The sequence below is a fragment of the Aquimarina brevivitae genome (assembly GCF_004216895.1).
Taxonomy (GTDB): domain Bacteria; phylum Bacteroidota; class Bacteroidia; order Flavobacteriales; family Flavobacteriaceae; genus Aquimarina; species Aquimarina brevivitae.
In genome coordinates this window covers 1679072-1701100 of sequence record NZ_SGXE01000001.1, presented here as the reverse complement: position 1 = coordinate 1701100, position 22029 = coordinate 1679072, and the positions used below count along the sequence as shown (strand labels likewise).

Below are 22029 nucleotides of genomic sequence, written 5' to 3'. Positions count from 1 at the left end.
TTTTAAAGGTTTATTTCAATTTTACAACTCATACATAGCAAAATGAATTCCACTTCAAAAAACACGACTTTTTGTCATATTTAAACGAGATTATTGTGTCATATTGACGCTTTCGTAGCAATAGATGCTTTAAAATTGACCGTTCGAAAGATGACTGCAAACGCTATATCTAGTAGAAGATACTCAATTCCCTAGTTATAAAAACGAGAAAATATGGTAATCAGTTCCTGGGGAGGTATAACTTTATTAGGGTAGTTATGCATTTCCGTCAGCACTGTTTCAATAGCCTCCGGTCGCAATCCCATCTGTAATCCAAGGTTTTTAATGGTTAACAACTCCTGAGCGTTAGCCTCTTGATCTACGTTCATCAATAGGACTAATCTGTGAAATTGAAGAATGCGTTGGGGTTCAGATTTAAGTGGAGTTTTTTCAATTTTTGTAACCCTGAGCTCATCGACTTCCATTTTATTTATTCCAAGCTGTTCCGCTACGGCTACAATAAAGTCATACTCTAATTTTTTGAAATTATTATCCGCTTGCGCAAACTGAATCATTTCTGATAACAGACTTAGTTTTTCTTTCTTACTGTATCCCATTATATTTTTTAATGGCAAAATAACATATTTTCTGACATTCCTTTGGGACTTATAAAGCTGATAAAAAAATTGTAATCAAATTCAATCAATTTTACTTACTTTACTATTGAACTAGTAGGTTCATTTAAATGACTCAAAAAATGCTTGATAACAAACAAAAAAAACAATACAGAGAAGAACTTTTTAGACATTTGGATGGAATTGTAACTGCCCCCATAGCCTATAGTCTCTATAATGAAGGAGTAACAAGCTATATACAGCAGCATGAAGCAATAAGTTTAGCAGATCTTGTTAAAACGTTTAATGCTAACGAAGGTTACCTTAATGTTGCCTTGCGAACCTTAGCCGCTCAGGGTTGGCTTGACTATACTGTAAAAAATGAGCTGGTCACTATTAAAACAAATGCAACTTCACCAGAGGCTTTCAGTCTGTTCCCTTTATATAAAGGCGTTGTTGACCTCATCCAACTTTCAGGAAACTATCATCCCCGAAAATTTGAATTAGAACCCTTTTATGCGCTCGAAAAGCTTTTTGATGCCTATGAAGCTGAATTTAATCTTTCAACGAGCGATGCGTCAAAAGAATTAAAACACCAAGTATTAATGCATATTGAAGGTGTTTTAATCGGTCCAACGATTGTTCGCCTTGGAATGGGTGGTATGTTTCATAAATATTTTATGGAAGCTTCTTTTACTGCAGATGAGTACCACCAGCATCCTGAAAGTTTTGACAAAATCCTTACATTTTTAAGCAATAGAGGTTGGTTTATTAAAAATGACAAGCATTACTCTTTTACTGAAAAAGGTTTATTTTTTGCTAAGAGAGCAGCAGCCTACGGGGTCACGGTATCGTATATACCGATGTTCAGAAAAATCGAGGAACTCATTTTTGGTAATCCTAAAATATTATGGGAACACAAGTCTGAAGATGAAATTCACGTGGATCGCGAGATGAATGTTTGGGGAAGCGGTGGAGCGCACGCAGCTTACTTCAAAAAAATTGATGAGATTATCATTGACTTGTTTAATAAGCCTTTAGAAGAACAACCCAAAGGAATATTAGATATGGGATGCGGCAATGGAGCTTTTTTGATTCATTTGTTTGACACTATAGAATCCAAGACATTGAGAGGTAAACATCTTGATGAACACCCACTGTTTCTTGTTGGTGCGGATTTTAATACTGCGGCATTAAAAGTCACTAGAGCCAATATTATACAGGCCGATATTTGGGCTAAAGTCATTTGGGGTGATATTGGAAATCCTGACCAGCTTCAAAAAGATTTACAAGAAAACTATAAGATTAACTTAAAGGACTTGCTTTCGGTGCGCACGTTTTTAGATCATAATAGGGTTTGGAAAGCACCTGAATTAAGCTTAGATACACCTAGTACTTCCACAGGAGCATTTGCCTATCGCGGCAAAAGGCTTCACAATACTGATGTGGAGCGAAACCTTAAGGATCATTTTTCAAAATGGGCTCCTTATATTCGCAGGTTTGGTCTTATTGTTATAGAATTACACACCATAGCCCCCTCGTTAACCGCAGATAACCTGGGTAAAACAGCCGCAACTGCTTACGATGCAACCCACGGGTTTTCTGACCAATATATATTGGAAATCGAAAGCTTTTTAAAAGTGATCCAAGAAATAGGATTGCAAAGTGACCCAAAGCACTTTGCTAAATTCCCAGATTCTGAATTGGCTACGGTAAGTATTAATTATATAAGGGAATAAAAAAATCCCGGTTGATGAAGCCGGGATTTTCAAATAATTTTTTGTTGTTATGCGGATACCAATCGTACCGGCACTTTGTAAAACTTAATAGTTGGATTAAGTTTCATTGCTACTTTCTTGTAATTCAATCTACTTTTGATAAAACTTTCAACAGTTAGATTCTCAGAATCCACGTTTAAAACAACGATTTCTCCTTTTTCATTTAGGGTAAACGTTACAAAAGCAGTCATTTCTCCATCCACATTAAAAGACGGCTCATCTAATAATTGGTGAATTTCTTTGTTCAATTGTTGCTCTTGGGTTGGCTCTGTTGGTGTTCCTGCGATAGCAGTGCTACTAATGATTAATGCAGCGGCTGCAAAAAATACTTTGATTTTTTTCATGACTTGTTCGTTTTTAATGATTATTTATCTATAAGACGACAACAAGCTCAAGATTGTTACACTACATAGTTATTTTTAACAGATATTAACAATCACATACCTAGATAGTTATAAGAACACCGGTTATCTAGTTAATCTTGATATTATTTTTCGATGTTCTGGATACCGCAAACTCAATGCCTTTCTATCCGCCAGCTCAAAATCATCAAAATCAAATCCAGGCGAAACGGTACAACCCACGAAAGAATAGTCATCTTCATTTCTTACACTAGAAGCAAACCAAACTCCTGCAGGAACTACCAATTGCGGCACAGCCCCATTACGAAGATCAAGACCCACCTCGTATTTGGTATAAGCACCTTCTTTATCAATAACGTGCACATCGAGTGGAGAACCTTCGTAATAATGCCAAACTTCATCTTGTTGGATTCTATGAAAAGCAGAAAAATTATCTGAGGTTAATAAAAAGTAAATCGCAGTACTGCAATTACGATCACCAGAAAAAGTATCAGGGAGGTTCTTTTTTTTAATTTTAATCGGACTTCTATGGGTTTCTTTATAAAATCCCCCTTCAGGATGTGGCAATAATCCTAAGCCAGTTGTAAGTTCATCAATTCTATCTTGAGTTTTCATTAAGGTTTTATTAAAAACAAAAAAGCAGCCCTAAGGCTACTTTTTACTAATATACTTTAAATTATTTATGCAAAAACAGCCTGCACCTTATCTGCAGCTTCTTGGAATTCAACAGCACTTTGAACATCCAATCCACTAGTATCAATCAGTTCTTTTGCTATATCAGCATTCGTTCCTTGTAATCTTACAATAATAGGTACTTTAATAGCGTCACCCATATTCTTATACGCATCTACTACCCCTTGCGCAACTCGGTCACAACGTACAATACCACCAAAAATATTGATTAATATTGCTTTTACATTAGGGTCTTTTAAGATTATTCTAAACGCAGTCTCTACCCGTTTTGCATCAGCTGTACCTCCTACGTCCAAAAAGTTAGCGGGCTCACCACCTGCTTGCTTAATTAAATCCATAGTTGCCATAGCCAATCCAGCTCCATTTACCATACAACCTACGTTACCATCAAGGTCAACATAATTTAGTCCTACTTCTTTAGCTTCTACTTCAATAGGATTTTCCTCTCGTACATCGCGCATTTCTGCATAATCCTTATGACGGAAAAGAGCATTGTCATCTAAGGTAACCTTAGCATCTACTGCCATAATTTTATCGTCACTTGTTTTTAATACAGGATTGATCTCAAAAAGCGAAGAATCTGATTCAATATATGCTTTGTAAAGCGCTGTTACGAACTTCACCATTTCTTTGAAAGCCGTACCGCTAAGACCAAGATTAAATGCAACTCTCCTTGCTTGGAAAGGCATTAATCCAACTGTTGGATCTACTTCTTCAGTAAATATTAGATGTGGTGTTTCTTCTGCCACTGTTTCAATATCCATACCTCCTTCAGTAGAATACATAATCATATTCTTACCAGTACTCCTATTCAAAAGCACAGACATGTAAAATTCGTCTGGTTCACTATCTCCAGGATAATACACATCTTCAGCCACTAAAACTTGATGCACTTTTTTACCTTCTGCAGAGGTTTGAGGAGTTACCAAATTCATTCCAATAATCTGACCTGCTATTTCCTCAACTTCTTTAAGGTTTTTGGCAAGTTTAACTCCACCACCTTTACCACGTCCACCTGCGTGGACCTGTGCTTTTATCACATGCCATCCCGTACCTGTTTCTTCTGTTAATTGCTTTGCCGCATTAACCGCTTCATTGGCGTTACGAGCAACAATCCCTCTTTGGATACGTACTCCAAAACTACTAAGTATTTCTTTACCCTGATATTCGTGTAAATTCATCTTTATGTATTTGTTTTTTTAAATCGTTAATCCCGATGGTCCAAAAAATCACCTTGATAAAACGTGTTTTTTTCCTTATTGAAAAAGGAGTTTCAAAAATAGGAAAAGTGAAGGTTCTGTGCCAATCTTTTTTGAGTAAGTTAGTTATTAAACTAATAATATAGCCAATTATGGCTTTTAGATCTTAAAATCCTTTAAGTCCAAAGGATCTAAATTTTTAAAATGACCATTCATCTGAATTACTTTTTTAGCCCTATTCATTTCTTTTACTACAGGTATAGTACCTTTTAAATGACCGATCAGATACGCCAATCGTTCTTTTTCATTCCTGATTTTTAACAAGTGATATTCTTGCTCAAAGGAAAGACCTATTTTATGCGCCACTTGGTAACTCAAAACCGGACGCTTAAAAATAGGTGGTTTTTCAATTGCCAACTCTACATAAAGCTTGGCAATATAATTCAACAACTCTTCTTGTAGATCTAGATCTGTTACTAAATCATCTTCAAAAAAATTTACTTCAGCACCAGCATACCCCTTATTGGGATATTGATGATGAAAATCTACAATTTGAAAAACACGAATACCTTTACAAATAATATCACACTTCCCATCTGGATATTCTTTGACTACCTTATCCAAATAAACCTCTGTACCATAATCTAAGCGTTTATTAAGAAAAGTTGGGATTCCAAAATGAATTCCCTTGTCGTTACAATCAAATATTAATTGTTTATACCGATCCTCAAAAATATGCAACGCTAATTCTTCTTTAGGGTAAACAACTAACTGTAAGGGAAAAAGTGGAAGCATAATAAATTATTTGTTGTAAGTAACGGATCAATAGTCAGTCCTAAAATTAAGCATAATCTTTGTAATAGTATATTAACTAATTAAACAAATATAACTGATCTGTTATATTTTAGTATTTAAAGTTATTATATATACAATTATTAATAATTTTGAGGTTTTAAAATCATAAATTAATGAATTATCAAGATCTCATAGCTATAACGGAACAACACGGAAGCCCGGTGTATGTATATGACGCCGAAAAAATAGAAAGTCAATACAATCGATTATGTAATGCTTTTACAAAGGTAAAACACCTTAAAATAAATTATGCCGTTAAAGCGCTATCGAATCTTTCTATATTAAAGCTTCTAAATTCATATGGCGCTGGTCTTGATACGGTTTCGATACAAGAGGTAAAACTGGGGTTGCTGGCTGGTGTACAACCAGAAGATATTATTTATACGCCTAACGGAGTGTCGCTGACTGAAATCGAAGAAGTAGCTGCGATGGGGGTTCAAATAAACATCGACAACTTATCTATATTAGAGCAGTTCGGTACCAAACATCCAAACATACCGGTTTGTATTCGAATCAACCCTCACGTAATGGCTGGTGGTAATTCTAAAATATCAGTTGGTCATATTGATAGTAAATTTGGAATATCAATCCATCAAATCCCACATATACTACGTATAGTAGAAAACACTAACATGACTATTAACGGAGTACATATGCACACGGGTAGTGATATTCTGGATATCGAAGTTTTTCTATACGCTAGTGAAATATTATTCGAAACCGCAACTCATTTTAAAGATTTAGATTTTATTGATTTCGGAAGTGGGTTCAAAGTACCTTATAAAGAAGGGGATATAGAAACGAATATTGAAGAATTAGGTGATAAACTGTCCAAAAGGTTTAATTCCTTTTGTAAAAGCTATGGTAAAGACTTAACCCTAGGGTTTGAGCCTGGTAAATTTTTGGTTAGTGAAGCCGGTTATTTCTTAGCTAAGGTTAATGTAGTTAAACAAACTACTTCCACCGTATTTGCAGGCATCGATACAGGATTCAACCATTTTATCCGCCCTATGTTTTATAACGCGCAACATCAAATTATAAACCTTTCTAACCCTGATGGAAAAGAGCGGTTTTATTCTATTGTAGGCTACATCTGCGAAACGGACACCTTTGCTTCAAATCGAAGAATCAATGAAATTACTGAAGGAGATATACTCGCTTTTAAAAATGCGGGTGCGTATTGTTTTTCGATGGCTAGCAATTACAACTCTCGATATCGACCCGCAGAAGTCCTTTGGTATGAAGGGAAAGATTATGTGATTAGAGCTCGAGAGACCTTTGACGACTTGATAAAAAATCAGGTTAGTGCTCCAATTTTTGAAAAAGAACCGCAATTAGCTGAATAATAGCTCGAGCGCTTTTAAAATAAAAAATCATCGCTTAACGCCAGGTTGAAGAATGCTAAAGTTTTCTCTTTCTTTAGCTTCTTTGACGGTCGTTTTTACATCTTCTAGTAGCATTTTAGCATTATAAATTATTCCATCCTTTATCGTGTAGGAAACTCCTCCCACTCGTACCACTTCATTTTCTTCTGTTAGACGTATAGCGCCCGTGCCGTACAAAACCTTTAAATTCTGTAATGGATTTTCATCGATCAATACAAAATCTGCAAGTTTACCAACCTCTATAGTACCTAATTTATCTGCAACACCTAACGCTTCAGCACCATTAAGTGTAGCTGCTCTAATAACTTCAAGAGGATGAAACCCTGCTTCTCTTAATAGCTCTAGTTCCCTAACATAAGCAAACCCATACAACTGAAATATAAATCCAGAATCTGAACCTGTAGTAACTCTACCTCCTCTATTTTTATATTCATTGATAAAAGTCATCCATAATCTATAGTTTTCTTTCCAAGCCACCTCTTGCTCCGTACCCCAATCGTGCCAATATGACCCGTGTGATACTTTACTCGGTTGATAGAATCGCCAAAGAGAAGGTAGTGTATAATCCTCGTGCCATTCTGCCCGGCGAGCGCGATGTAAATCGCGACTAGCTTCGTAAATATTAAATGTGGGATCAATGGTAAAATCCAAAGCAATCAATTCGTTCATCACATTATTCCAGTGCTCGGAATATGGAGGCGCAGCTTGCTTCCACAATTTACCTGCTTCTTCAAATCTATGCTGTTCATTTTGGTAATTATAATCTAAGGGATAATCCTGTACGGTGCGATCATCAAATAATGCCTCTGGCAATCCATACCAGTGCTCCATAGATGTTAATCCAGCTCTGGCAGAATGCAAAACGTTCCACCTACCTACATCCATCTGAGCATGATGACAAGCAGACTTTAACCCCAATTTTTTGTTTTCCGCTAAGGCTGCTTCCATAATAGCCGGAGGAGCCCCAAAAAACTTAATTCCATCTGCTCCCTGTTTTGCGTTATTCCTAACCCAATCAACAGCCATCTCTGGGGTACTAATTCCGTCTTTACTTCCCTGACCAAAACCAGTATAGGCATAAATTCTAGGGGCTATAATTGCATTTGTTTCACTTTTAGCCTTCAGTTTTAAGGTCCAGTCTAATCCTCTTCCGCTAGGTTCTCGAACCGTAGTGATGCCGTGCGCCATCCAAAGCTTAAATACATAATCCGAATCTGCACCCTGCGCAACTCCACCAATATGACCATGCATATCGATAAAGCCCGGCAAAATATACATTCCTTCTGCATTTAATTCCTTTCCACCAGCCTTGAGAACAGGTCTATTTGACTTTTCTATAGAAACTCCAGGATAACCCACCGGTACAATCTCTTTTATGACGTTTCCTTCGACTACAATATCCATGGGTCCCCGAGGAGGAGCTCCATTTCCATTAATAATCGTAACTCCTCTTATGATTAATTGAGTAAACGGACCTTCTTGCAATTGCTGAGCGCTTAAGAAAAAAGTAGAAGTAAATACAATAAGTAAAGTAAAAGATTGAACTAATTTCGTCATAATTAAGAATACATGGTGCAGTATGGTAAATATAATGAATCTTTAGTGCCCGTATTATTAATTTGCTTAAAAAGCTTTGTAGCAGGTATATTTAAAAGGTTATAAACTTCAACCTTGGCAATACTAGTATTTAATTAAGAGAACTTTTGAATATTACGAATTAAATATTCTAAACCATTCAATTTAATTTCATATATCGATTGTAATTGCTCGCCTAATTTCCCTTTGGGAAAACCTTTGTTCTTATACCAAACTAAATAATATTCAGGTAAATCGACTAAATATCTGTCCTTGTATTTACCAAAAGGCATTTTGGCTTTGGAAAGTTTTGTGAGAAATGAAGTATCTAAACCCGTATTCAACGTTTATGGAGTTACGAAGTAGTTAATTTTTTTTTTGTGGTCTCTATAAAACCACATCAACGTTTCTATTTTCTTTTCCCATTTCTTCTGGGCTTCTTTGTTTCGAGAGTGATCGGTCTCCTCATCGTATCGCTCCTGCATATTGACTCGCATTCGTTCAACCAGCTTATACATTTGATTTAAATCCTTGCGTATATTTTTACCTGGCTTATATTCCTTTAGCCTTTTGCGCATCATCCTAGCATGTACTTCAGAAATATCAAAATGCAATTGTTCGTGTGCCAGTAAATAATCAGTCATTTGACCTTTTTTAACCCAAGAGAGTGATGGATAACAAAAACTATCTACTTCAAACTTAAGCTCTAAGTCATTTTGATCTTTACTATACGACCATTGATAAGTAATACCGGTATTTACTGCAGAATCAAAATTACTACTTAAGTCAGGTTTACCTCTAAAGTCTGACCAGTCTAAATTACTTTTTTCTGCATAAGAAAAGCGTTCAACATAACCATTATTAGCAAAAACTAAAATCAATAAAATCGTAAAGAATTTACTCATAATTGAACTAATTATGCCCAGTTACCGTTATTTGTTTTACTAATTTCAATATCAAATTATTAGGACGGGGCAAGTACTAATAAGAGATACAAAAATAAAATTTCATTATCAAGAAGTACTTCAAAAATTACTTCCACATTAAATCAAAAAATCTCTTTACTTCACACAATATCTATGCCAACCTTACTTATAACGTAAAACTGAACAATGTATTTTAAAAATGTGTGTGAGTTAAGAGATAGTTCTAATTATAAAACCCAAATTATTAATCCGACCTTGTGTTTTATGATTAGTTAAAAATAATATAATTTTGGAAACTAGAAAGAGAAAAACCAAAAATTTTATTCAATAATATTCAGTTCCAGGTTTTCGTTAAATTTAATAAGGTATACGGCTTCATTGTAAAACCCTCCTTTTTCCTCTTTTTTATAATCAAATTTATTTTCTACATATTCTGTCGTTGCTCGATAATCAGCAGCTTGATACATACTCTCTGCCGTTCCTAAGCGTAATAATACGTCATAAGCAATATCAAAACCACGCACAATAAATTTGTTTGGGGCTATCCCATACTTGGCCTTATAATTTTTTACGAAGGAATTACCCTCAGCAACATCTTCGGATTCTTTATCAATAGAGGGATAATGCATCTGCAACTTTGATAGGTGCTCATTGTTGATACTGTCATCATCAAAAGCTGAATTCTTATCAGTAGTAAACAATGTAATCTGATGGGATTCCGCCTTAGCGTTTAAAAATGGAGTTACATTACTTATCATAGCCACATCATCAGACTCCAAAATCACCCAGTTTTTCTTTTTTTCGTCTAGCACCTTGTTTAAATCAACTTCATATAAATAATTTCCTTCTTGTAATTTCGCTGTTTTAGCAGTTGGAAAAACAGTATTCAATTTGGCACGTAATGAATCAAACTTCTTTCCTTGTTGTACAATAAGTACGATATTCTTATCTGTAGTATCTTTTTTAATATAACTGATCAATTTGTCCTGTAAAATATCATCCGATGGCCTGGTTTGAAAGAAATTATCAAACGAATCTGCGTCTTTTTTTGAAATTGGAGAAAAAACAGGCGTGTTAAACGGTTTTAATTCCTTAACCACCGTTTCAACGTTTGCCGGATATAATGGCCCTATTACTGCATCAAGACTTTCAAAATCATTTTCTGCTATGACTCCTTTTATATACTCCGTATTATTATTTTTTTTGGTATCATACACAAAAACTTCTGTTGAAATACCCAAGGTTTTAGCTGAATCAACAGCCATTTGTACACCTTGATAAAAATCTACAGCTATTCTTAGGCTTTGCTTCTTTTTAAGGTACTCCTCAGTTTCATTTACCTCATCAAAATTCAATTCTTCAAGGTTAAATGGAAACATTACCCCTATTTTCTTAGTTTTAAAGTTATAAAGCTTATCTGTTAAGTCAACAATTCTATTCTCCTTAATTCCCACAAAGGTAGATGTATCTATCGTTTTTTTAGGAATAACAATAACAGACCCTGCTTTTAAACCATCTTTTAAATACGGATTCATTTTAAACAAAGAATCAGCTGGTATTTTTAACCTATTTAATATGCCGTAAATGGTTTCTTTAGGTTTTACTTCATACAATTCAAACCCTGAGGCTACTGTTTCTTCTAAAGGTACGAAGATAGTGGAAGGAACTTTTATTTTTTCTCCTATCGGAAAAGAAGGGTCTAGATTTGGATTTAACTTATCAAACGCTTCAATAGTAATCCCATGTCTTCTGGCAATACTAAATTTGGTATCCTTTGGTTTAATGACATAAGTAGTTAGCGCTGATACCCTACCTGTAGTGATAGTATCTACAGGGGTATTAACTACAGTTTGTTCTTTAGCAAAAATTGGAATTCTTATCTTATCCTTTTTCTTTAATTGCTCAGCATACAATCTTTTGTTACTTCTTTTTATATCCTCTATGGAAACTCCATATTCTTTTGCAATACCAAACAAAGTTTCTTTGCGCTTTACTTTATGAGTTTTGTAACCAATTATTTTTGGTGATGATGCTGTAGCCTTTAAGCTGTCTATTATACGCTCCTTATCGTCATTTAGTGTTTGCTCTACATCTTCTGCAGTATTTACTGGTTTTTCAACTTTACCAACACGCAGAATTTGGCCCGCTTTTATTCCATTAACAGACTCTGGGTTAAGCATATAAATGGCATCTTCTGTAGTATTATAGCGCTTTGCCAAACTAAAAACAGTATCACCATCAACAACTTCATGGATTTCAAATTGTTGATCTCCGGTAACGGGAACAGCAAGAATTTGACCTTCTTTAATTCCCTCTTTGGCAGTGGGGTTAATTCTTAAAATAGCATCAACTGTGGTATTGTATTTTTTCGCAATTCTATACACATTTTCGCCTTTAAGGACCTTATGTGATTTATAATTCTGCGCAAATGAAATAGTAATACTACCTATGCATACCATTAAAAACACTAAAATGTTCTTCATGTTTGTTGTCTCTTTTAAGATCGTTCTCTTCTTATAACGATCAATTCTGTTCTTAATTTTGTTAGTTTTTAAAATAGCTACAAAATTTTCTGCGCTACTATTCCCATTCTATAGTAGCAGGTGGTTTCGAACTTATGTCATAAACCACTCGATTTACCCCTTTAACCCCATTAATTATTTTATTAGATGTTTTCTGCAAAAACTCATAAGGTAAATTCACCCAGTCTGCTGTCATACCATCTGTACTTTCTACAGCTCTCAATGCAACACAATTTTCATAGGTTCTTTCATCTCCCATTACTCCAACACTTTGAACCGGTAGTAATATTGCCCCTGCTTGCCACACCTGATCGTATAAATTATTTTCTTTTAATCCGTTGATAAATATAGCATCCACCTCTTGTAATATTCTTACTTTTTCTTCTGTAATATCCCCAAGTATTCGTATAGCTAATCCAGGTCCAGGGAAAGGATGTCTACCTAATAATTCTGGATCAAGGTCCATTGAGGCTCCTACTCTTCTCACCTCATCCTTAAATAACATGCGAAGCGGTTCTACCACTTTTAACTTCATAAAATCAGGAAGTCCACCTACGTTATGATGCGATTTAATGGTTACTGACGGTCCATTCACCGAAACAGATTCTATAACATCTGGATAGATGGTTCCTTGTCCTAACCACTTAGCATCTTCGATTTGATGTGCTTCATCATCAAACACTTCGATAAACACTCTTCCAATTGCTTTCCTTTTTTCTTCTGGATCACTAATACCTGCTAAAGCAGACAAAAAGCGTGCCGAAGCATCAACTCCTTTCACATTAAGCCCCATTCCTTCGTATTGCTGTAATACAGAATGAAATTCATTTTTGCGAAGCAAACCATTATTGACAAAAATACAATGCAAATTTTCACCAATAGCTTTGTGTAATAGAACGGCAGCGACTGTAGAATCTACACCACCGCTTAATCCTAGGACCACTTTGTCGTTCCCTAATTTTGCTTTTAACTCATCAACTGTACTCTCTACAAAAGAATCTGGTGTCCAATCGGATTCTAATTTAGCAATTTTAATTAAGAAGTTTTCTAACAGCTGCTTTCCATCCGTAGAGTGATACACCTCTGGGTGAAATTGAATTGCATAGGTTTCTTCGCCTTCAATTTTATACGCTGCATTTAAAACATCATACGTACTTGCTAATCGTATTGCGCCAGTAGGTAATTCTTTAATCGTATCACTATGGCTCATCCATACCTGAGAACCCTCCGTAATATTCTCAAAAAATAACTCCCCATCTTTTATAAATGATAAATTAGCTCTACCATACTCCCGCAAGTTCGAAGGTGCTACTTCTCCTCCACTAAAATGTGCTAGGTATTGCGCTCCATAACAAACAGCTAACAACGGTACTTTTCCTCGAATTTCAGAAAGATCTGGATGCGGTGCATCCTCTGCACGAACAGAAAACGGAGATCCTGATAAAATGACGGCTTTAAAATCTGCAACATATTCGGGAATCTTATGAAAAGGATGAATTTCGCAGTAAATATTAAGTTCTCTTACTCTTCTGGCTATTAGCTGGGTGTACTGTGACCCAAAATCTAATATAAGTACGTTGTTTTTTTGCATAGGCAAAAATAAAATTAAATTGACAACTCAGAAATCAGATTTCGTATATTTTTAATTCGTGGAGTTAATTTTGAAAAAAATAAAGCGATTTAAATTTATTTACCTTTTGAAAGTGCACCATAAATAATTAAATTTATAAGGACAATTCCTAATCCTTATTTATGACTGACCTTATTTTCAACACTATTAAAAAAGAGCTATCATCGGCGCTTACGGATAAAAAACATCCTTTTAGATATTTTACCATGGCTACCTCTGACATCAGTGGAAGATCCAGACTTAGAACCGTAGTCTTAAGAGATTTTGATGAGGATTTCAATCTGTACATTTATACCGACAAAAGATCAAAAAAAATAACACACATCATCGAAAGAGAATGGGTAAGTGCTTTGTTCTATGATCCAGAAAAATTAATGCAGGTAGTAATCCGGGCAAAAGCCTATATCATTGACGATGACAAGAGCTTGGCAAGAGCCTGGCAACAAATTCCTGAAAAATCCAAAAGAGATTATACTACCATTCAAAAGCCAGGAGAAGAAATCCAAAATCCAGAAATAGTTGATTACCTTGATAAAAAAGATTTCTTTACTATACTCAAGTTTGTGCCGGATAAAGTAGAATATTTAAAATTGAAGCGACCTAACCACGTTAGAGCTTGTTTTAAAAGAGTAGGCGGTGGATGGGATGGAAGCTTTATAGTCCCTTAAATGAAGTTTGTAACCCATTTTAATTTGCATTTTAGGTTACGATAAAAATACCTTGATGTATACATTACGACAGCATTACATATTTAAACCCAATATTATTCCACTTTAGCTTTAGGCTATTAATACAAGAATGAATAATCCCAGGTGGTTTGATAAAACTACAATAGTATAATGTAGTACTGAGCTGTGTAATCAAAAGCACATACCCTTATGAATTATTCACTTAATTGTCCATCATAAATTTTGAATAGTTCACGATATTGAAAAGTAGTTATACCTTATTCAGGTTACCTTTGCAACTAAAATGTATAGCAATTCATGCTCAAAAATAGAATTCTATAGTATTATTCTTTCTTGTACATCACATTATTAAAACTTTGAATTGTATTATTTTCCATCTCCTTTGAAAATTCTGAAGAAGCCTCTTCAATTGAAAAATTGAATACATTAAAAAAAGAGGTAATTATCGCTCTTGATCTTGAGATATTTTTATTTAAAGTTGCAGTACTCATAGTTAATTAGCTTTAATTATTAAACACTATTTATAATTCAAAGTTAAAGAAATTTAGCGTACAATATGTTTATTTTCAGACACTTATTGCTTACTACCTAAAGTTTTATCACTCTTACAAAATCTACTGTATTATATTTAAAAATTATGATTTTAAGGTGCATAAACTATGGAATTCTAAACGTAAACCCTTAATTAAATAGGTTTTAAAAAAGATAGCTTTGATAGCTATAAAGAACAAAAAATCGATTGTTAATTTGTCAGAACAACAAATTCGGCATTTAAAGGATGTAAATACTCCATCAATTCAGCTATTAAATCCTCTCCATACTCCAAATAAAATTCGGAAAAATTTTTTACACGCTCCTGTAAGTTTTGGTTAGGAAAAAGTTCATTTTGTAAGGAAGTTAAACGCGCTACCTGATCACTTAATTTAAGCCGCTGTGCTTTTAACAAACGTTGTTCTAAATTCGCCAACCCTTTTAATTGTTTGACCTCTTGTGCTTTTACTGCATTTATAAAAGAAGCATCTGTTTGCTCTGCTAACGCATACAAGTCTTGAAACTGTTGCTGCAAGTGTTCCTTTTGAGGACCAAAATCAATATCGATATTAGAAATTTGCCTCACCTTTTTGTTAATCAATTCGTGTTGTTTTAAAAACAGATCCTGTGTAGTTACCCCAAGCTTAACCATCTTTTTGGACTGTTTTGCAGTTTGCAATAGTGCAGAATTTCTTAGCAGTAAGATCGGCAACGGAACTTCCATTTCAACAAAAAGTTCTTTAAGCTCCAACCAATAAGCTAACTCACCACCTCCGCCAATATAGCAGAGATTTGGTAGCATCACTTCTTGATACAATGGTCTTAAAAGTACATTAGGACTAAATCGCTCTGGGTTTTCGTGTAACTCTTTTATGAGCTCAGTTTCCTGCCAAACGATTTCGGTATCATTGACATAAAAAGTATTTTCCTTTTTAATAATACGCTCCCTAAGGGTATCCGTGATGTAAAATAGATTAATATCCCTTGGATTTACTTGAATGTTATATCCTGATTTTTGTAAGGTCTTAATAGTTGGCTCGATAGCTTTAACGGTAGTTCCTTGCAATAGTTCTTTTTGCATATAGGGTACAAAAAGGTTTTTTACATCTTTATCATCGGCATCAATCACCACCAATCCATGTACTCCAAAAAGTTCATTGGCAATATATCGTGTCGCTTCCGCTAAAGTTGCAGATTCTAAATAAGCTTTCTTAAAAAGAGCTTTTAAATAATCTGCATTTTTACCTACTCCAATTTCCGCAGCAAATATTTCATAAACTTTGTCTAATCCTTTTGTTGTCAATCTACCTACTGGACCTTGGGAGGTTCTATTCCACTGAATCTTTTTACCATATAAATTGAAATATTTAATCTCATCAAAATCATGGTCTTCAGTTGCCATCCAATATACCGGAATAAAATTTTGATCCTTATATTCTTCTTTTAATGTCTTACATAGATTTATGGTAGAAATTATTTTATATAAAAAGTATAACGGTCCCGTAAATAAATTTAGTTGATGTCCTGTTGTAATAGTAAACGTATTGGATGCTCCTAAACTATCAATATTAGCATTGACCTTTTTGGTAGTCTCAATCTTACGGTATTGCTTTTGTAAAACTTGAACTAAAACTGCTCTATTTTCTAAAGAGAACGATTTGCCTTTGGCATCTATCTGATCTTTAAAGTTGGCTAAATGCGGAAAATTATCATAACACGATTGTAGCTGCTCTTTTTCATCAAGATAATCACATAATAAAGAAGAAAAGTAATTGGTATCTCTAAAAGGAATAGACTCCGTAGACATAGAATTAATCAGTTTTAGAGGTTAAAGATACAGCTCTTTATTTTCTGAAATCCTAAATTTTAGTTAATACGATTTATAGAGTTAAATGAACAACCTAATTTACCGGATCTTAAATTTTTTATTCAAAACAAGTCAGTATCCTTATGAAAAAATTACTCTTCGTTTTATTTATCTACCTTCCTTTCCTATCTGTTGCCCAAAGCAGTCCTAAATCTCCGGCAGAATTCTTAGGGTATGAAATTGGTGAACAATTTTCAAGACACGCCGATGTTGTTAATTATTTTGAACACGTTGCCAATAACTCTCCTATGGTCAGCTATCATCGCTATGGCCAGACCAATGAAAGAAGACCGCTAACCTATGCTATTGTATCCACCGAGGAAAACCTAAAAAACATTGAAACTATTAGACAAAATAACCTTAAAAATATTGGTTTACTTAATGGGGATGCAACCCAGAAGGATATTGCAATTGTTTGGCTAAGTTATAATGTACATGGCAATGAAGCCTCAAGTACCGAAGCCTCAATGGCCATGGTATACAAGCTTATTACTCAAAAACAAGAGTGGCTTAAAAACACCGTAGTCATTATCGACCCTTGCATTAACCCCGATGGTAGAGATCGATATGCGAATTGGTATAATATGGTTAAAGCTACCCCGTTCAACACAAGCCAAACTGCAGCCGAACATTACGAACCTTGGCCGGGTGGAAGACCGAATCATTATCTGTTTGATTTAAATAGAGACTGGGCCTGGGCCACTCAGGTAGAAACCGCATCTCGTCTCCACATATATAACCAATGGATGCCTCATATCCACGTAGATTTCCATGAACAAGGGATCAACGAACCTTACTATTTTGCACCTGCTGCAGAACCTTTTCACGAAATCATAACACCTTGGCAGCGTGATCTTCAAACTCAAATTGGTAAAAATCACGCTAAATATTTCGATGAAAACGGGTGGCTATTTTTTACTAGAGAACGTTTTGATTTACTGTACCCTAGTTATGGGGACACCTACCCTACATTTATGGGAGCAATTGGTATGACCTATGAACAGGCTGGCCACGGACGTGCAGGATTGGGTATTGACACGGATGAAGGGTATGTACTTACCTTAAAAGATAGAGCACTACATCATCTAACTACCGGATTATCAACAGTAGAAGTTGCTTCAAAAAATGCAGCAAAAATTAATACAGAGTTTCAAAAATTTTTTAATAATGAAGATTTAACCTATAAAAGCTATGTATTACAAGGTGAGGCTGATAAAATTAGAGCCTTATCACAGCTGTTGGACAAACACGAAATCCAATATGGATATTTAGCATCCGGAAAAGTATCAGGATTTGTGTATAAGGAACAACAAAAAGGTAATGTTAATGTAACTAACGCACTCGTTGTACCTACCTCGCAACCTAAAGGCAAAATGGTCAAAGTGCTTTTTGAGCCTAAAGCAGCATTAAGCAATCCTTTAACCTATGATATTACGGCCTGGAGTATTCCTTATGCCTACGGATTAGACGCTGTAGCTTCTACTGCAGATATACCCTATACTAAAGCAATACAAACGACAACAAAAAATACGGTGGATCAATCCGCAGCGGGATATATTGCTAAATGGAATAGTCTTATGGACGCCACTTTCTTAGCAGACTTATTAAAGAACGACATACGTGTTCGATTTTCAGAAAAAGATTTTGTGAATAACGGAATTGAGTTTAAAAAAGGGAGTTTAATAATTACCAAAAGCGATAATAAGGCTACTACAAACTACGATCAAAAATTAATCTCAATAGCTAATAATCATAACAGGAAGTTATACGCTACACCAACAAGTTTTGCTAATAAGGGTATTGATTTTGGATCCCCAGATATCAAACTCATAACAAAAGCAAAAGTTGGCGTTCTTAAAGGCAATTACATTTCATCCTTAAGTTACGGTGAGATATGGCATTTCTTTGAACAGCAATTAGGGTATCCGGTAACCTCGATTGATACTGATTATTTCAAAAACATTGAATTATCACAATTTGACGTTTTGATTCTTCCTAATGGATATTATGGTGGCTACCTTGATAAGGACACTATGGAATCCATTTCTAATTGGGTACAACAAGGAGGTAAACTGATTGCAATTGGAAACGCTGTAGCCGCATTTAGTGATAAAAAAGGATTTGATCTCAAAGAAAACAAATCCAATACTAAAGAAAAAGATTCTACTGGAAACTTGACACCCTATGATCAGCGCGAAAAAGAAAGTGTTAAAGACTTCATTACAGGAAGCATCTTTAAAACGCAGGTTGATCCCTCTCACCCTATGGCATTTGGGTATAATGACACCTATTTTACCCTAAAGCTAGGTAGTGATTCTTACCAGCTGTTACAAAATGGATATAACATATCCTATATCACTACCCCTGAAAGCGTATCTGGTTTTGCAGGAGAGGACGCGAAAAAAAGCTTAGAGAATTCATTAGTATTTGGTGAAGCTAGAATGGGGCAAGGAAGCGTGATTTATATGGTTGACAACCCATTATTTCGTTCCTTTTGGGAAAATGGTAAGCTGTTTTTTGTAAACGCGGTCTTTTTAACCAATAATAACAAGTTTAGACTCTAATGAATTTTATAAAAACTCTTTTAGTATGTTTTATAGTATGTTTCTCTGATGCAGCATTAAAAGCTCAAGAAGCAATTACTATAGAGTTCTTACCAATAGCATCTACCAAAGAGGTTCAACAATTGTATGATTTTGAAGGTGTCGAGCGATTAGACCTTAAAGTAAATGGAATAAAAGATCAGGGAACAAAGATTTTGATAATTACAAAAACATTTTGGAATGAAAAATTAACCAAAACAGATACTATTTCAAGACTTGATATTAATAGAATTCTTGAGAAAGATGGAAGTATTCTTTTGACTTTTTTAAGCAAGCAAACTAAGGACGTACTGAAATCCAAATGGTACATTAAAAGGTCTTGGACAGATTATCATCACTTTGAGTTATCTCAAAAAACCTATATCAAAGAGCTTACAAAACAATATTTCATCATAAATCCTTACGGTGAACGAAAAGAAGATCGATCTACAAATCGTGTTACCTTATTCATTTATAGCAGTCCTTATTTTTTTAATGAAGATCCCTCAGTAATGATTGACGGAAATCATCCGTATACGATAAACAAATGGATGAAGCTGGCTGAAATCGAACACTTTATAGAATTTGAACTTCACATTTTACCATAAAATTCATCAATTACTATTATATTATGAAAATCAACAATACACTTAAGAGTTTAAGTATGCTAGCTTTAACAGCTACCGTACTTTTTTATTCTTGCAAAAACACAGAAGAAGAAAAAACTATGGATAATAACAAATCCACGCAGAATGCATTATTAGCAGAATGGGAAGGTCCTTTTGACGGGGTACCAGCATTTGACAAAATGAAAGTCGAAGATGTAAAGCCAGCACTGGAAAAAGCAATGGAACTTAATCTTAAGGAGATTGAAGCAATTGCTAATAACGAAGCACCACCCACGTTTGAGAATACCATCGTAGCTATGGAAAAATCTGGTAAAACTCTAGATCGCGTTTTTACGTACTACGGGATTTACAGCAGCAATATATCATCACCCGAGTTTAGAAAAGTACAACAGGAAATGGCACCCAAACTCTCCGAGTTTCAGTCTAAGATCTCCCAAAACGAACAACTTTTTCAAAGGATCAAAACTGTATATGAAGCTTCAAAAGAAAAGGAATTAGCACCAGATCAACAGCGTGTTGTTCAACTTATTTATGAAGAATTTGCAATGAATGGCGCTGAATTAAACACAGAAAAGAAAAAGCGTTATGCAGCAATCAATAAAGAATTATCAGAGCTGTATACCAATTTCTCCAATAATGTGCTAGCCGACGAAGAGGGGTATGTTACCTACTTAAACAAAGATCAATTAAGCGGCTTGTCAGAGCCCTTAATAAAAGCATATGCAAAAGCTGCTGCAGATAGAGGCAAAGAAGGTCAATACGCTGTAACGAATACGAGATCCTCCATGGATCCTTTTCTAACCTATTCCGATGAGCGCGCATTGAGAGAAAAGGTATGGAAAAACTATTATTCAAGAGGCGATAATAATGATGAGCATGACAACAAAGAAATCATAGCTAAAATTTTACAATTAAGAAAAGAACGTGTTGGTCTATTGGGCTATGACAATTATGCCGAATGGAGATTACAAAACAGAATGGCTAAAACACCAGAAAATGCATTACAATTAATGAATGCTGTATGGCCTGCCGCCATTGCACGTGTCGAAGAAGAAGTGGCTGATATGCAAGCCATAGCAGATGCAGAAGGAAAAGACATTATAATTGAGCCTTGGGATTATCGATATTATGCAGAAAAAGTGCGAAAAAAGAAATACGACCTGGACTCAGATGAAGTAAAGGCCTATTTGCAATTAGATAAGCTACGAGAAGCGATGTTCTTTGTCGCAGGAGAATTATTTAATTACAATTTTGCGACAGTAGCGAAGGGTACTGTACCAGTTTTTCATCCTGATGTAAATGTATGGGAAGTGACTGATAAAGATTCTGGAGAGCATATTGGACTTTGGTATCTAGATCCATTTGCCAGACAAGGTAAACGATCTGGTGCCTGGGCGACCACCTATCGAAGTCATACAACATTTAATGGCAAAGAAACCGTATTAGCATCCAATAACTCTAATTTTGTAAAGCCTGCACCTGGTGAGCCTGTATTAGTATCATGGGATGATGCAGAAACCTTTTTTCACGAATTTGGACATGCCTTGCACTTCTTCTCTTCAGAAGTAAAATATCCAACTCTTAATAGCGGAGTAAGAGACTACACGGAGTTTCAATCGCAACTATTGGAGCGTTGGCTGTCGACAGATCCTGTGATTAACAATTACCTTGTTCATTATGAAACCGGCAAACCTATGCCAAAAGAACTGGTACAAAAAATTAAAAATGCAGCCACATTCAACCAAGGTTTTGCTACCACAGAATATTTGGCTTCGGCAATGATGGATATGAAGTTACATTTAGCAGACCCGGATACTATAGATGTCGCCAACTTTGAAAAAGAAACGCTGGCTAGTTTACATATGCCTAAGGAATTGGTAATGCGTCACAGAACCCCTCAATTTGGACATGTGTTTTCTGGTGAAGGCTATGCTACAGCCTATTACGGATATATGTGGGCAGATGTTTTAACCTCTGATGCGGCTGAGGCCTTTGCTGAGGCACCGGATGGGTTTTATGATAAGGTGGTAGCTGCCAAGCTTGTCAACTATTTATTTGCACCAAGAAATGCGATGGATCCTGCTGAGGCCTATAGGAAATTTAGAGGTAGAGATGCTAAAATTGATGCACTTATGCGAGATAGAGGTTTCCCTGTTCCTCAAAATTAACAAACTAAAAACCCGGTAATACTGCCGGGTTTTGTATTTTTAAAC

Annotated in this window: 18 protein-coding genes; 6 read left to right on the top strand and 12 right to left on the bottom strand. The window is 35.2% G+C overall.

Going from position 1 to position 22029, the window contains the following annotated elements; translation table 11 throughout:
* Window positions 1–191 precede the first annotated feature (191 nt).
* On the bottom strand, window positions 192–596 hold the full coding sequence (locus EV197_RS07520; protein WP_130286105.1) for a TerB family tellurite resistance protein: 405 nt from the start codon (window positions 594–596) through the stop codon (window positions 192–194).
* Window positions 597–736: 140 nt separating this feature from the next.
* Between EV197_RS07520 and EV197_RS07515 the strand changes: the two genes are divergently transcribed.
* A complete protein-coding gene (locus EV197_RS07515; protein WP_130286104.1) occupies window positions 737–2332 on the top strand; it encodes a class I SAM-dependent methyltransferase in 1596 nt (531 codons plus the stop codon).
* Window positions 2333–2379: 47 nt separating this feature from the next.
* Here EV197_RS07515 and EV197_RS07510 read toward each other — a convergent pair whose 3' ends face one another.
* The 4 genes from EV197_RS07510 to EV197_RS07495 form a co-directional block, all read right to left on the bottom strand.
* Window positions 2380–2715, bottom strand: a complete 336-nt coding sequence (locus tag EV197_RS07510) for a hypothetical protein (RefSeq protein ID WP_130286103.1) — start codon at window positions 2713–2715, stop codon at window positions 2380–2382.
* Window positions 2716–2838: 123 nt separating this feature from the next.
* Entirely contained in the window at window positions 2839–3348 is a 510-nt protein-coding gene (locus tag EV197_RS07505; RefSeq protein WP_130286102.1) for a cupin domain-containing protein, read from the bottom strand.
* A gap of 65 nt (window positions 3349–3413) precedes the next feature.
* Window positions 3414–4607: an ADP-forming succinate--CoA ligase subunit beta gene (gene sucC, locus EV197_RS07500; protein ID WP_130286101.1), complete on the bottom strand. Its 1194-nt coding sequence runs from the start codon at window positions 4605–4607 to the stop codon at window positions 3414–3416.
* Window positions 4608–4784: 177 nt separating this feature from the next.
* Window positions 4785–5420 carry an LON peptidase substrate-binding domain-containing protein gene (locus EV197_RS07495; RefSeq protein ID WP_130286100.1) on the bottom strand — a complete coding sequence of 212 codons (636 nt, stop codon included), beginning with the start codon at window positions 5418–5420 and terminating at the stop codon, window positions 4785–4787.
* A gap of 173 nt (window positions 5421–5593) precedes the next feature.
* On the opposite strand from EV197_RS07495, the gene lysA reads away from it, so the two are divergent.
* Complete coding sequence (gene lysA / locus EV197_RS07490; protein ID WP_130286099.1) at window positions 5594–6826, top strand: diaminopimelate decarboxylase; 1233 nt, start codon at window positions 5594–5596, stop codon at window positions 6824–6826.
* Between the two features lie 27 nt (window positions 6827–6853).
* Here lysA and EV197_RS07485 read toward each other — a convergent pair whose 3' ends face one another.
* From EV197_RS07485 to guaA, 5 genes are all read right to left on the bottom strand, one after another.
* Window positions 6854–8422: an amidohydrolase family protein gene (locus EV197_RS07485; RefSeq protein ID WP_130286098.1), complete on the bottom strand. Its 1569-nt coding sequence runs from the start codon at window positions 8420–8422 to the stop codon at window positions 6854–6856.
* Window positions 8423–8556: 134 nt separating this feature from the next.
* Window positions 8557–8784: a DUF3820 family protein gene (locus EV197_RS07480; RefSeq protein ID WP_130286097.1), complete on the bottom strand. Its 228-nt coding sequence runs from the start codon at window positions 8782–8784 to the stop codon at window positions 8557–8559.
* A gap of 3 nt (window positions 8785–8787) precedes the next feature.
* Entirely contained in the window at window positions 8788–9345 is a 558-nt protein-coding gene (locus EV197_RS07475) for a DUF922 domain-containing protein (RefSeq protein ID WP_130286096.1), read from the bottom strand.
* A 341-nt stretch (window positions 9346–9686) separates the two neighbouring features.
* The gene (locus EV197_RS07470; protein ID WP_130286095.1) at window positions 9687–11849 is read right to left on the bottom strand and encodes an amino acid ABC transporter substrate-binding protein; all 2163 of its coding nucleotides are present in this window, start codon (window positions 11847–11849) and stop codon (window positions 9687–9689) included.
* 97 nt (window positions 11850–11946) lie between these two features.
* Entirely contained in the window at window positions 11947–13479 is a 1533-nt protein-coding gene (gene guaA, locus EV197_RS07465; protein WP_130286094.1) for a glutamine-hydrolyzing GMP synthase, read from the bottom strand.
* Between the two features lie 161 nt (window positions 13480–13640).
* Here guaA and EV197_RS07460 point away from each other — a divergent pair, with 161 nt between their 5' ends.
* A complete protein-coding gene (locus tag EV197_RS07460) occupies window positions 13641–14186 on the top strand; it encodes a pyridoxamine 5'-phosphate oxidase family protein (protein WP_130286093.1) in 546 nt (181 codons plus the stop codon).
* A 344-nt stretch (window positions 14187–14530) separates the two neighbouring features.
* Here the strand turns inward: EV197_RS07460 and EV197_RS17035 are convergent, their stop codons facing one another.
* Window positions 14531–14698: a hypothetical protein gene (locus EV197_RS17035; RefSeq protein WP_165389018.1), complete on the bottom strand. Its 168-nt coding sequence runs from the start codon at window positions 14696–14698 to the stop codon at window positions 14531–14533.
* Between the two features lie 251 nt (window positions 14699–14949).
* Window positions 14950–16545, bottom strand: coding sequence for a bacillithiol biosynthesis cysteine-adding enzyme BshC (bshC, locus tag EV197_RS07455; protein ID WP_130286092.1), 1596 nt, complete (start codon window positions 16543–16545; stop codon window positions 14950–14952).
* 143 nt (window positions 16546–16688) lie between these two features.
* On the opposite strand from bshC, the gene EV197_RS07450 reads away from it, so the two are divergent.
* From EV197_RS07450 to EV197_RS07440, 3 genes are read left to right on the top strand one after another with little or no spacing between them, the layout of a single operon-like run.
* Window positions 16689–19169: a M14 family metallopeptidase gene (locus tag EV197_RS07450; protein ID WP_130286091.1), complete on the top strand. Its 2481-nt coding sequence runs from the start codon at window positions 16689–16691 to the stop codon at window positions 19167–19169.
* Entirely contained in the window at window positions 19169–19795 is a 627-nt protein-coding gene (locus EV197_RS07445) for a hypothetical protein (protein WP_130286090.1), read from the top strand. The genes EV197_RS07450 and EV197_RS07445 overlap by 1 nt, the downstream gene beginning before the upstream one ends.
* A 56-nt stretch (window positions 19796–19851) precedes the next feature.
* Complete coding sequence (locus EV197_RS07440) at window positions 19852–21984, top strand: M3 family metallopeptidase (protein WP_242610699.1); 2133 nt, start codon at window positions 19852–19854, stop codon at window positions 21982–21984.
* Window positions 21985–22029: the final 45 nt, after the last annotated feature.